Raw genomic sequence first — 13,196 nt, forward strand, 5'->3', positions numbered from 1 at the left:
AGGGGCCGCCGGTGCCGCTAAGACGGTACTCCTAGGTCAAGGTCTTGTTTTTGTTGCGCAGGTAATTTCGGTCGCAGTCATGTCACGCCTGCTCGAACCAGCCGAGTTCGGCGTCTTTGCTGTGGCATTGGCATTAACCGGGGTTGCGACGATTTTCGCTGACTTCGGACTTTCGTTGTCTTCAATCCGCGCCAAATCGGTATCCGATGCCGAGAAGTCCAATCTCTTCTGGACCAATCTGCTGTTGGGCACGTCCATGGCTGCTGCCATTTGGACATCTGCGCCGCTCATAGCCGGATTCTACGGTTTGGGCTCGCTGGAAGCCGTGTTGAAGGCTCTATCCATATGTCTCGTGCTCGCATCGGCCACGGCTCAGTTCCGAGCGGAGTTGTCTCGAAATCTGCGATTCACGAGCCAAACAGTTGTAGACATTCTGAGCCCTTGGATCGCGCTGTTCCTGGCTATCGGACTGGCTTTCGCAGGGCTCGGCATTTGGGCGTTAGTTATGCAGCAAATCGCGCTATTCGCTTCGCAATTTATTGGACTAGCGCTTTTCGCGCGATGGCGTCCGTCGTGGCCTTCTAGACGAACGAGCATTCGCGCTCATTTGCGGTTTGGCGTGAGTACCGCCGGCATTCAAATCATCAATTACATTTCGCAGAGCGCGGACGTCTTCGTCCTAGGTAAGCTTCAATCTCCTGCTGTTCTCGGCGTGTACAATCGTGCGTTCCAGCTGTATAAAATCCCCGGTCAACAGCTGGCAAACCCCCTTGGACGTGTCGCTATTCCGTTCATGTCTAAGAGTTTCCACAGAGGTACTCTCGGACGCGATGCTCCGACGGTCCAACTGGTAATGGCCTATTCAGTCCTCCAAGGCTTCGCATTGCTGGCTGGATTGGCCTCCCCCATTGTTGTTGTGTTTCTCGGAGCGAGGTGGGAGGCAGCCGGTCCTATAGTGCAGTTGCTATGCATAGGCGGCGCATTTCAAGCGCTCAGCTGGTCTTACTTCTGGATATTTGTTGCAAGCGACCAGACGCAAGCCCAATTTCGTTGGTCGCTGATTGGTCGGATCGGGATGGTAGCCGCAGTGTTGGTTGCAGCGTCGAGTGGGGCCTACGCAGTTGCAATGGCCGTTTCCCTTGGGTACATGCTTGTCTGGGGGTTGCTTACATTGTTCGTGGTTCCGAAAGCAGGTCTAACTCGCCGTAGTGTGCTTCTGCCGGTAGTGCGGCCGCTTCTGCTCGCCGCCCTGGTTTTCATCGCATCCATCGGGGTCTCGCACTCCATCCTGAACGATTGGATGCCCATTCTGCGTATCACGGGTGGATTGGCCGGTGCGCTGGCCGCTGCTGGTCTCGTTGCCCTGTTTTCGGCGTATCGCCGAGATTTCAGGCAAGTAGCAGCGACGCTGAAAGGGAACCGATAATAGTTTGTTCACGGAGCGTTGCAAATGAACCAAGACTAAGGACATGAATGACTGAAAACGTGCTGCTGGCGGGCGTGACCCTTGCCGTTCTCGCTCTCATCGCGCTAGGCCGCTACGGGGCACCAACGCTGGTAGCGAGCACGCTTGTGCTCACTACGGCGCTATTTCCAAAGGAGGTCTCTCCATATCCTCTGAGTACATACGGGTTAGCCATACTCGGTGGTGCTCTCTTTCTCGCTTGCTGTCGACTACTGCGGCTTCGAACCGTCGGCGGCTTCTTGCCGTTCGCCCTATTCGGCGCATTCGGACTGGCCTTCTTTTGGTTTGGAGGCATAGAAACTGCGCCTGGGCTCGCGTACTTGATACTCGCGGGCATGGCTTGGGTCGTCGGCACGTCCGTTCGCAGTGGCCTTAAGGGAAATATGAGGAGTGCCAGGGCTTTCATCTTGGTCATCTTGGGAATCCTTATTTTCCAAGCGACTGTGTCGGTATTTCAGACGCTCGGTTTCCCAATATTCGCCGTGGCAGAAACTACAGCCGAGCTTACTGAGGGACGGAGCAGTGGTACATTCCCGCACCCTGGAACGGTGGGGAAGGCAATCTTGTGCCTCATGGCCTTGGTGTTGCCCTTCACTGTGAGTGCAAACAAGTCGGTATCCAAATTGGCTACGTGCTCGATCGTAGTAGGGCTCCTGCCTGTTCTCCTTTCACTCAGCCGAGCAAATATTGTCGGCGTCGCTGTACTTCTCGTGGGTTGGGTCATCCTGGCGCCTAGGAAAAAAGCGCGGGGCCTCAAGATCGCGATTCCCGTCGTCCTTGGAACAGGCGCCATCGTATTCATGGATCAACTCGTCCAAAGATTTGGTGAAGACACCGAGGGCGGTGAACGCGAGCGATTCCTGCGTGTGGCCTTGGATCATATTCCGGACCACTTGTGGGAGGGTGTTGGCCCTAAGAATTACGTTGCCTACTTTGGCCAATTTGACAGTCTCACGGCCGAAGGATGGCCCGTACATAACACCTTCCTTCTGGCGATCGCTGAACTGGGAGTTATTGGCGCTGTCCTTCTGTTCGGGCACTGGATTGTGTCCTTTGCAGTATCCATTCGTGGCATGTTGTCTAGGAGGTCATTCTCAGCCGATTGCCGCGCATATATTGCGCTTGGAGCCGCAATCCTTCCCATTGCGCTCACGGGTTGGGGGATGCTTGATGGCTCAATTCTCCCACTTTGGTTCTTCACAAGTGCCTTCTTGGTGCCATCGAAACGTGAGATGCGACCGCCAGCATTCCTCGCGAGCGGGACTGCCGCACGGCTGGCCGAGCCGCGTCCGAAGGCTGCCTGAAGGGCCTAGAACGCGGGGGATAGCGAAGGCCGCCCATAAAGTGCATTTCGCAACGTTCTGACGCGTAGCGTTCAACGACGCGCGGCGAATGCCCTACGTGCTATGCCAGTTCTGCCCACGACGCTCCGGTCCAATAGAGTGTCAGCCCCTGCTTCGGGCCCAGCACCTTGTCCTTCGCCCCAATCATTTCTGTTCTGTATGTGGAGCCATGACGGACAGTCAAGCGTGCGGATCCAAAGTTGTTAATTCGAAGCGCTTGTGACTGTAGGCGCGCAACGGGCAACGGGGCCAGGGTGATACTCACGCCGGCGGGTTTTAGATTGGCAGTAAACAGCGCATCGGGGCACCTTCGCAGCGAGGAGCCAATATCCACGGTCGTCTGATTCACCGCACTTGAGTTTTCTCCCGTAGTCACCACTCCATAGCCGAAAACTACGTCCCCGGCACCGGTTGTGACCAAGGTCGCTGGGGCAAAATCCATAGTCACGTTTGACAAACGAACAATATCCCCAAGAGTGTTCCGCATGGCTTGCGTGCGCTTGGCCGATTCAGAGGTATTCCTCACGCGGATTCTGTCCAGTTCGACGGTACTTCGAGCGGAAGTCTCGAACAGGGCTATGGGTGCTCCCGAACTGTTGCCCACGATATCTATCCCTACGTCGCCTCCGCTAAGCACCGAGTTTTGACTCGATATCAGCTTGGCTGAGTTAGGAAGGGACGTGGGCACCACAATACTGATGTCCCATAATTCCAGAGTGGCATTTTGCGCACGAATCGCAGCATTTAGGTAGCTTGCTGACGCAATGCGTAGACCACGAATTGTACTTACCCTGTTCTCGCGGACACCGTTGTGGCTGTTGAGATAGACGTTGACCGGGGCTTCCTTCATATCTTCTATGACGGTGCCGTCGACCAAGTGACCAAATGATTCGCAGGCTGCTCCCTCGGTAAAAATGAATATCGCGTTCTTTCCTCCTCGAACGGTGCCACCCCGGACAACATGGCCTCGTCCACGGAGCCCAAAGCCTGTGAAGGAGTCGAGCGCTTGGCAGTTTACAAATTGCACGCCTTGAGAAGCATGGTGTGTGTCGAATGCGGTGACACTCGTGCCAACCGCCGTCATACTGTTGATCTCCGTATTGATGGTTCGCCCGTAACTATCGAGTGGAGAGTTCGCGGCGATCCGATGACTGTCGTTCGTGTAGGCGTGGCGCACGTGCCTCGCGTAGCATCCAATGATTTTGCCCGCCGTGCTTGAGCAGTCCAATATTCCGTAGCCGTACTGACCAGCCGCGGTGTTATTAACCCCGTGGTTGATCGAGGCATTCCGCACCGTGTAAGTGCAGCAGCCCAAAAAAGTGAGGCCCGCCCCCCCCGATCGTTCGATGTGCAGGTCGTCAACTGTTGGCCCGATAAGTCGAGTGAAGCCCAAGAGGCTGGCCGTAGCTCCGCTGAGCGAAGCGCTAGCAGTTAGGCCACGGACGTGAACTGCATGATCTTCGACCTTGGCCAGGCGGACGTTTGTTGAGAATGTCTCCAAGAGCGTACCCATCACGAACACCGAGGTGCCTACTACTGAGTCAATAACGGCAAATTGACCGCGCCTTGAGGCCAACTGGTCGTCACCCGGTCGTGCGCCTGGAATGGTATCGTCCGACACAATCTTGATAATGTCGCCTCGCGCCAGTTTGGGAACGGTTTTCAAAGTTAACGATGTAGCCCACAGGGGTGACCCGTTGGATATGACTTGCGTCGGCGCGATGGCCGTCACGGCATGCACGCTACCGTAGGCCCCCTGCCATGAAAAAACTCCGTGATTCCCCAGAGCTATCAACCTCGAGCCATATGCATCGATAACGATCGTTCTTCCCGTCCCCTTCAGTGGCGAACTTAGTTCGTAGTCACCTGCTGGAATCACCAGTCTTTGACCATTTGCCGTTGCATCCATAGCAGCCTGCAGCGCCGTTTGAGGATCGGAAATAGCCTGCAAGTACTCCTCCGCGTATATTGTGTGTCCGTATGCCGCTCTGAGGGCCGTCTCTGAGCCCGTTCCAGGAGTAGAGATCTCGGCCTGAATGGTGTTGCGAAGAACTCCAGCCGTTTGCGAATTCGGATTTTCAAGAAGGCTCCAGACCTCAGAATCTGTAGCGTTCACGGTGGCGGTAGGTGCACCTAGTTCGCTTCGTAGTTCGGTGGGTGCTTGCCCGACTCCGTGATTCATGTACGGACTCAGCAAGGAAGCACCGCCTGCAGCCAGCAGGTTCCGCCGGAAGAGATCCACCATCAGAATGCCCCCAAGTGACGTGAGTTGACACATTTTCCCCAAGAAATATGTGTGGAATTACAGTGGGCCCGCGACAGCTTAATGTCAACAGGGGGCGCTGTGACATCACATCAGCGCTAGACCGTGGCGAGACCCAGGTTGGCAATCAGGCCAAGGCAACACGTGGTCGCGGTTTGCGTATGCATAGGACGCTCTTCGGGCGGCGTTCTTGAGGCGGGAGCGCTGTGACGCGTGAACTTGTCGGAGGGGCCTTGAGCGTCGACTGGACGATGGCAGCCAATATCTTCAAGATATAACAGTCGAGCGATCGGGAGAACTCTTGTGATCAGCGGACAAGTGACACGGCGCTAGTTGCTGCGGGTCGTGGCCAAAACCCTCCCGCACTCACGCCCACAAGCCAGAGGCACAGGTTGAGCAGCGGGGAGAATAGTAGCGAAGTGATTGGAACGAAGGGCTATGCCACTTCATGCCATAAACCGTCTGGCAACGCGATAAGTCGCAGGGATATTCGCGGCTGAAGTACTTTGTCTGCCTTGCTTGCCAATTGAACGCCGAACTCAGCCCCGTGCCGAATTCTGATCGTATTAGCCGATCCGCTGTTGATGACAGTAAGGTTCTGCCCATGAAACGACGCGGGGAGTAGGGTCGTTAGCGTCCGTGGCACGGCCCCCGGGTCGGACGTTAGCGTCATATTGCGCTCACTACAACCTGCAATACCCTGAGCCGTGTGGCTTTGCTCAACGTCCCATTGATTGGCCGTGAGCGCTGAAGCCGAATATTTCCGATCATCCGTTGCCCAGTTCACGAACGAGCCCGATGAAAGCTGATTGAAGATGCTCGACAGTGGCTCGGAGAAGGTGACATTGCGGAAGTGGATGGGCGTCGAGCCGGAACGCACGGTCAAGTAACGCACTCGCGCACTCTGTCCTGCGAGCGAAAGGGCAACATTATTTGCTCGTGCCGACGTGTATGCGCCACCGACAATTGTCCAAATGTCGAGTGTCGTTCCGGAGAAGTTCTGCGTCAGGTCGATGGCCATATTTTCGATCGATACAGCACCATTGTTTTGATGGATTAACCGACTCCCGTCCGGCAGCGCATCTCTAATCCGCATGGACGCGTTCGTGATCCTCAGCGTAGCGTTTACAGCATAGATGAAGTCGGGGCCGGCATCGGTGGAATTCAGTCCCACAACGTCAATCGGGCGCCTTTCCAGCTGCCCAGCCTGCGGATGGCCAGTTTGATTTAGATGGACACGCAGAGTGGAAGCCGACGCACCAATTGCCTGGAAATTGTTGACTAAATGCCCCCAAGATTCACCTCCAGCCTCCGTAAAAACGTGGATTCCATATGGGCATCCTCGTGCCGATGAGTCGTTGACTCGGTGCTTTCGACCGCGTAGTGAGAAACCAGCAGCAGAGTCAAAGGCTCGGCAATTTTGGAAGACTATTCCTTCCGCCGCGTGGTGCGTATCGAACGCCGCTGCAGTTGCACCGGAACACTCGCTATCTATGATTTGGTGCCCATAGGATCGTCCATACGCACTGACATCTGTTGAATTGCTGCTAATGCGAGCGGAGTCGTCTGAGTATGCGTGGCGGACAAATGACGCGCTAAGTTGCGATATTGTGCCGAATGCTCCGGAGGTGTCGATAATGCCGTATCCGAAAGTGCCTTGTTCTGGAACATCTCTCGCGTATCGTATCGACACGTTACGGATGTGGTAACCGAAGCACGATTTCATGTTGATAGCGGCCGTTGGCGATGAGGTTACAGTTACATCTTCAACCAGAGCGCCTGCAACGCCATTGAATACGCATAGTCCAGTTTTCCATTGCGCGGTGAGGCCTTCGGCGACGGTTCGAAACGTGGCACCACGAAGTGTGATGTTGCCCGTCGCCATGCGCGCCACCCGAACGTTTGTAGACAGCGAATCCACCAGGGTGCCGATTAGAGTCGCTTCTGTGCCCGCTTGAGCTTGAACAACGAAATACTGTCCCGAGCGTGAAGCGGTTCCATCAGTCCCCGGCCGAGCCCCCGGGATTGGGTCATCCGCGAAGACTTTCACGATGTCTCCGGGCGCCCATGCGGCGGCTGTGGCGAGTGTGATCTTGATCGTTGGTATGGAAGTTCCGCCCGAAGGAATTGAGTCTGGCGCGACCGAGCGCACCGCTAATGTCGCATCCCAGGAACGGTAAAGAGATAGCGTATTAGCGTCACGCGCTTTTACTAGCGTTGCACCATACGCTGAAATGTGGATTGGCCGACCGCGGTTGGATAATAGGCCCTCAACGCGATACGTCCCTTCGGGTATGACGAGACTGCCGTGCGCGGGCGTGGCATCGAAGGCTTTCTGCAAGCCGGCCTGAGAATTTGAGCTTCCACTGGGGTCAATACCAGCGAAGCTACCAGGATCTGCTACGACGACCTGGTCCACAACAGGTGTCGATCGGGCGAGGCTGATTTCGCCCAATTGAGAACGGACGCTTGCGTCGCCGGCCGCAGCACCAATTAGGGGAAGCCCTGCGGCGATTAGAGTCCTTCTGCCTACGTGATCCATGGCCGCCCCTCACAGGTTGATTGCCCTACTGTCACGAAAGCGCATTTGACGGACGATGTCAATCAAGACCGCGCAGACGCTACACATCTCTCATGGACCGGCAATAGCGACGCACCCTCCACGCCTCCATCAAGCCCGGTATGCTGTTACGTTCAATCGTTAACGTCGCCAAGATCACAATGAGGTCTCGCAAAGTTGCCCTCGTCGGGCTGCCCGGGCGGCTCTTGCCCAGGGTCCAGCGGATCAGGAATCTGTTTCGTACGCCGAGTAAGTTGACGAGTGGATTCGTGCGCTTGAACCCTCTCTGAGACCTGATATGAGAGATTCCGTTTACAGGAGCGATCATGGACTCCACTCCACCTGCGTGCGCCCTGATACCTAACTCCGCGTCTTCCCGGTACGCGATGAAAAGCGGATCGAAGAAGTGACCGCTCCGATCGCGTATTCGGTCATGCACTGCTTTTTGCACGAGCATGCAGGCGCCAGTTATCCCCTGAACAGGATAGGCATCGCCCGCCTGCTGCCGCCACGGGGCGCCTAGGCCCATGTCAAAATGTCTAGCATCGGCGTTCCACGAAATACCTAGGCTATCGGTCGAATGGGGTGGGAATTGTTCGCGGCCTGGGTCAAGCTGGGCGAGCGTGGGACCAATCAAGGCTCGCGGATACCCTGCCGATACCGTCAGTAATGACCGCAGCCCCTCTGGCGTGATGTAGATGTCCGGGTTGAGCACGAGACAAGCGGATGCTCCACTTTCGAACGCTTGATGCAATAGAAGATTGTGGCCAGCAGAGAAGCCAAGATTATCGAAGCGATGAGTGCAGACAACGTGTTCCAGCAGGCCATTTTTGTCGACTGTCGCCTCGAAGTCGTTTAGGTCTTGTCGAGACCCCGATAGAAGCACATTGATGCGATCAATCTGGGGCGCAATTGCTTTGAGGGACTCGGCTGTGGTCCCGAATGCATCGGCATCGAAACCATACAGAACGATGTTTACGTGTGTGCCCGTATCGAGGTGATTGTTGGAAGTCACAATAGCTCCCCAATTAGTCGTGCCCGCGCAGTCCAGCTGTTCTCTACACTGAAGTCGTGTCTCCAGGCGAGACTTGGACGTTCGGCTTCGACCCATTCGCCGAGGCGCTCCTCCAACTTGTCGCCATGACCGGTGAGGAAAACGTGCTCAGGCGGAATCGATCCTGGCCAAAGCGGCATTGGGCAGATGGTTGGGATTCCGAGAGCCATGAACGTGTAAGCCTTCATGGCATCTTGGCTGAGAGTGTAGTCGCTAATAGTGTTCGGAATTAGCGCCACAGTCCGGCTGCCAACCAGGGTCATTAGTTCGAGTTCGCCCAGCCAGTCGTACGCTCGAACCTTCGAGTGTTTCGCCTTTAGAGCGGAGAAAAACTTGAGGGCTCGCGAACCGCGGGGCTTGCCGCCGATAATGACTTCATCGAAATGCGGCGTCGAGCAAAGGCGTTCCAGTAATGCAAAGTCTGTCCGACCAGCAAAGAAGTGACCGAGGACGACAAGTCGTCTCGTGTCATCGCCGTCTTGTCCTATTCCCGCGAGGGAAGGATCCACGCCATTCGACACGATTCGCGTCTTTGTGCGTCCGATCTTGCGGGCCATGTACTCGCTGTTGACCGTGACCAGTCCAGTAGTGGAACCTGCGCGTCTCCGGATGTTGCTATAACCGCGCATTGCGAAGCTTCGATGAACGAGATTTATGTCGGGGGCAATCGACCAGTCGTCGTACAGATCGGTCCACGCCGGCCGTACGGGTTCGCTGGCCATGTAGAGAGGAGACAAAACAGCTAGTCCAGATTCGAATCGCAGACTGCTACCAGGGATTATTGGGGCCCTTTTCTGTGCATTGCTCTGAGCGGCAGTTCGTCCGTGATGGATGAGCGAAGGCGACTCTTCTATCGCGCCAAGGGTTATCAACTCGCTGACTAGACGAGCCGGTCGCGTCAGCGAAATCTGTCCTGGCTGTACTGCCCAAGCCACGGTTGAGATCATGGATCAGTCAGTTCTGTCCCGCGCCGACCGGCTGCGAAGTGCGCGAGTTGGACGCGAGAAGATCGAACAGATAGGAGCCGTATCCGCTTTTGATTAGTGGCTCGGCGAGCCGTGCCAGGTCATCACCGTCTATAAAACCGTTGCGCCAAGCGATTTCTTCGGGGGCGCCCACCTTCAGTCCCTGACGCGCCTCTATGGTTCGAATGTAGTTTGAGGCATCGTTCAGTGAGTCAAAAGTTCCCGTATCAAGCCAAGCGGTCCCGCGGGGCAGAACCGAAACTTTCAGGCTTCCCTCACTCAAGTAGATCTTATTAATGTCCGTGATCTCGAGTTCTCCGCGCTCTGACGGAGCAAGTTGGCGCGCCATCTCAACGACCCGATTGTCGTAGAAGTAGAGGCCCGGAACCGCGAAGTTGCTCTTGGGATGGTCCGGCTTTTCTTCGAGAGAAATGGCTTGGCCTTTCGAATCAAATTCGACAACTCCGTAGGCCGTGGGGTCGGATACCTGGTAGCCGAATACGGCCGCACCATCGATGCTCTTTAGCTCTTGGAGTTGGCTGCCCATCCCTGGACCGTAGAAAATATTGTCACCCAATACCAATGCCACGGGTTCATCACCAATGTGATCCGAACCAATAATGAACGCTTGAGCAAGGCCTTCCGGGGACGGTTGCTGCTTATAGCTAAGGCGAATGCCCCACTGGCTTCCATCCCCCAGGAGTCGCGTGAATTGATCCTCGTCTTGGGGCGTTGTGATGATGAGAATATCCCGGATACCAGCGAGCATTAGCGTGCTCAACGGGTAGTAGATCATTGGCTTGTCGTATACAGGCACAAGCTGCTTACTGATGCCATTGGTGATGGGGTGAAGTCTGGACCCGGTACCGCCTGCGAGAATTATGCCCTTCATGACGTTGATCCTGCCAGTTTCTAGCGCGGATAGTCCAACCCGTAGTCTTGTGACGTGAAGAAGATTCTTGTTACCGGTGGTGCCGGATTTATTGGTTCGAACTTTGTTCACTATGTGTTAGCAAAGACAGATGTTTCTGTAGTGATTTTGGACAAACTGACTTACGCAGGAAACCAAGGCTCGCTGGAGGGGCTGGACCCGCAGCGGGTGCGTCTCGTAGTGGGGGACATTTGCGACGCCGACCTAGTCGATTCCCTGGTCGCAGACGCGGACGCGGTGGTGCACTACGCTGCAGAGTCGCACAACGACAATTCGCTCCATGACCCACGCCCTTTCTTGGACACGAACATCATCGGTACTTATACGTTGATCGAGGCGGCCCGGAAGCACGGGACGCGGTTCCACCACATCTCCACGGACGAGGTGTACGGGGACCTAGAGTTGGATGACCCGGAGCGCTTCACGGAGACCACCCCGTACAACCCCTCGAGCCCGTACTCCTCGACGAAGGCGGGCTCGGACCTGCTCGTGCGGGCGTGGGTGCGTTCGTTCGGGCTGGCAGCGACGATCAGCAACTGCTCGAACAACTACGGGCCGTTCCAGCACGTGGAGAAGTTCATTCCGCGGCAGATCACCAACGTCATGGACGGTGTCCGGCCCAAGCTCTATGGGGCAGGGGAGAACGTGCGGGACTGGATCCACGCGAACGACCACTCCTCGGCGGTATGGAGGATCCTTAACCGGGGCGAGATCGGGCAGACGTACCTGATTGGTGCCGACGGTGAGCGAAACAATAAAGAAGTAGTGGAGTCGATCCTGTCCATCATGGGCCAGCCGGCGGACGCGTACGACCACGTTATCGACCGGCCCGGGCACGACCTGCGGTACGCGATCGACTCGACCCGGCTGCGCACCGAGCTCGGGTGGCAGCCGGCCTACGCGGACTTCGCGGCCGGGCTGGAGGCCACCGTGGCCTGGTATCGGCAGAACGAGGCGTGGTGGCGCCCGCAGAAGGCCGCGACCGAGGCCAAGTACCAGACCCAGGGCCAGTAGCGGCCCCACACGGCGGGGCCGCGTTGGGTCTTCGCCGCCACGGGCGGGCCGCCGCGGCCCGTCCGCATCCCACGAGTTTTGCGAGGAGCACCGCCGCATGGAGTTTTCGAAGCCGCTGTCCGTCATAGAGGTCCCAGGCATCCCCGGGATGGTGGTGGTGGACCTGCCGGTGCACGGGGACAACCGGGGCTGGTTCAAAGAGAACTGGCAGCGGGAGAAGATGGTCGCCGCGGGCCTGCCGGACTTCGGGCCGGTGCAGAACAACATCTCGTTCAACCTCGCTGCGGGGACCACGCGGGGGATCCACGCCGAGCCGTGGGACAAGTTCGTGTCCGTCGCGACCGGCCGGATCTTCGGGGCGTGGGTTGACCTGCGGGCGGGGGACTCGTTCGGGCGGGTGTTCACCACCGAAGTGGACCCCTCCCGGGCGGTGTTCGTGCCGCGCGGGGTCGGGAACGCGTTCCAGACGCTGGAGGACAATACCGCGTACGCCTACCTGGTCAACGACCACTGGTCCGCAGACGCGCAGGCGAAGTACACGTTCCTGAACCTCGCCGATCCGACCGCGGGCGTTCCGTGGCCCATCCCCCTGTCCCGGGCGGAGCTTTCGGACAAGGACCGCAACCACCCGGTCCTCGCGGATGTGGTCCCGATGCGCCCGTTGCGGACGCTGGTGCTCGGCGCGAATGGGCAGCTGGGCCGCGCGCTCCGCGAGGCGTGCGCTGGCGACGGCTCGGTGGAGTTCGCCACGCGCGCTGAGTTCGACCTGACCGACCCGGCCGCGGTCGCGGACACGGACTGGTCCGGGTACGGCGCGGTCGTCAACGCTGGCGCGTACACCGCGGTGGACGAGGCCGAAAGCGCGGAGGGGAGGCGCGCGGCGTGGGCCGCAAACGTGACAGGTGTCGCGGCACTAGCCCGGGTCTGTGCGGAGCACCGGATCACGCTGGTGCACGTGTCCTCGGACTACGTCTTCGACGGCGCCGCGCCGGGGCCGCACACGGAGGACGAGCCGTTCTCGCCGCTCGGCGTGTACGGGCAGACGAAGGCGGCCGGCGACGCAATCGTGTCGGCGCTGGAGCGGCACTACATCGTGAGGACGAGCTGGGTGATCGGGGAGGGCAACAACTTCGTTCGGACCATGGCCTCGTTGGCGGCCCGTGGGGTCGAACCGACCGTCGTCAACGACCAGATCGGCCGGTTGACCTTCACTGAGGACCTTGCGGCCGGTATCCGGCACCTGCTCTCCACTGGCGCGCCCTTTGGGACGTATAACTTGACCAGCGACGGGGACTCGGCGAGCTGGGCCGACATCGCCGCCACGGTCTACGAAGCGTGCGGGGAGCCCGCTAGCAGCGTCACCGGGGTTACCACCGAAGAGTATTTCCGCGGGAAGCACGCTGCCCCCCGACCCTTGAACAGTGTTCTGAACCTGGCCAAGATCAAGGCCACCGGTTTCGCCCCCCGCGCTCAGGCCGAAGCGCTCTCCACCTACCTACAAGCGACCTCAAATTCAGCGCTCTAGTCGAATGCGCAACAACGTATGGGCGAACGGATTCGACTGTTCAGTTCGACATGCCACGGGAGGGACCGCCCTCGCG

General features: G+C 57.8%; 9 protein-coding genes. 4 read left to right on the top strand and 5 right to left on the bottom strand.

The features are described 5' to 3' along the window. The first annotated feature begins 79 nt into the window (after positions 1–79). Together AC3ZJJ_RS03290 and AC3ZJJ_RS03295 are read left to right on the top strand one after the other, a co-directional pair. A complete protein-coding gene (locus AC3ZJJ_RS03290) occupies positions 80–1,426 on the top strand; it encodes a lipopolysaccharide biosynthesis protein (protein WP_489893835.1) in 1,347 nt (448 codons plus the stop codon). 47 nt (positions 1,427–1,473) lie between these two features. Continuing rightward, positions 1,474–2,769 carry an O-antigen ligase family protein gene (locus AC3ZJJ_RS03295; RefSeq protein ID WP_489893836.1) on the top strand — a complete coding sequence of 432 codons (1,296 nt, stop codon included), beginning with the start codon at positions 1,474–1,476 and terminating at the stop codon, positions 2,767–2,769. A gap of 100 nt (positions 2,770–2,869) precedes the next feature. On the opposite strand, the gene AC3ZJJ_RS03300 is transcribed toward AC3ZJJ_RS03295, so the two are convergent. From AC3ZJJ_RS03300 to rfbA, 5 genes are all read right to left on the bottom strand, one after another. Then, positions 2,870–4,924, bottom strand: a complete 2,055-nt coding sequence (locus tag AC3ZJJ_RS03300; protein WP_489893837.1) for a hypothetical protein — start codon at positions 4,922–4,924, stop codon at positions 2,870–2,872. 583 nt (positions 4,925–5,507) lie between these two features. After that, on the bottom strand, positions 5,508–7,490 hold the full coding sequence (locus AC3ZJJ_RS03305; protein WP_489893838.1) for a hypothetical protein: 1,983 nt from the start codon (positions 7,488–7,490) through the stop codon (positions 5,508–5,510). Positions 7,491–7,692: 202 nt separating this feature from the next. After that, on the bottom strand, positions 7,693–8,646 hold the full coding sequence (locus tag AC3ZJJ_RS03310; RefSeq protein WP_489893839.1) for a glycosyltransferase family protein: 954 nt from the start codon (positions 8,644–8,646) through the stop codon (positions 7,693–7,695). Next, positions 8,643–9,407: a glycosyltransferase family protein gene (locus AC3ZJJ_RS03315; RefSeq protein ID WP_489893840.1), complete on the bottom strand. Its 765-nt coding sequence runs from the start codon at positions 9,405–9,407 to the stop codon at positions 8,643–8,645. Before AC3ZJJ_RS03315 ends, AC3ZJJ_RS03310 begins: the two co-directional genes overlap by 4 nt. A gap of 232 nt (positions 9,408–9,639) precedes the next feature. After that, a complete protein-coding gene (rfbA, locus tag AC3ZJJ_RS03320; RefSeq protein WP_489893841.1) occupies positions 9,640–10,542 on the bottom strand; it encodes a glucose-1-phosphate thymidylyltransferase RfbA in 903 nt (300 codons plus the stop codon). Positions 10,543–10,596: 54 nt separating this feature from the next. Here rfbA and rfbB point away from each other — a divergent pair, with 54 nt between their 5' ends. Further along, a complete protein-coding gene (rfbB, locus tag AC3ZJJ_RS03325; RefSeq protein WP_489893842.1) occupies positions 10,597–11,595 on the top strand; it encodes a dTDP-glucose 4,6-dehydratase in 999 nt (332 codons plus the stop codon). Between the two features lie 97 nt (positions 11,596–11,692). Continuing rightward, a complete protein-coding gene (locus AC3ZJJ_RS03330) occupies positions 11,693–13,120 on the top strand; it encodes a sugar nucleotide-binding protein (RefSeq protein ID WP_489893843.1) in 1,428 nt (475 codons plus the stop codon). The last annotated feature ends 76 nt before the right edge of the window (positions 13,121–13,196 follow it).

This window comes from Arthrobacter sp. AOP29-A2-19 (genome assembly GCF_058138025.1).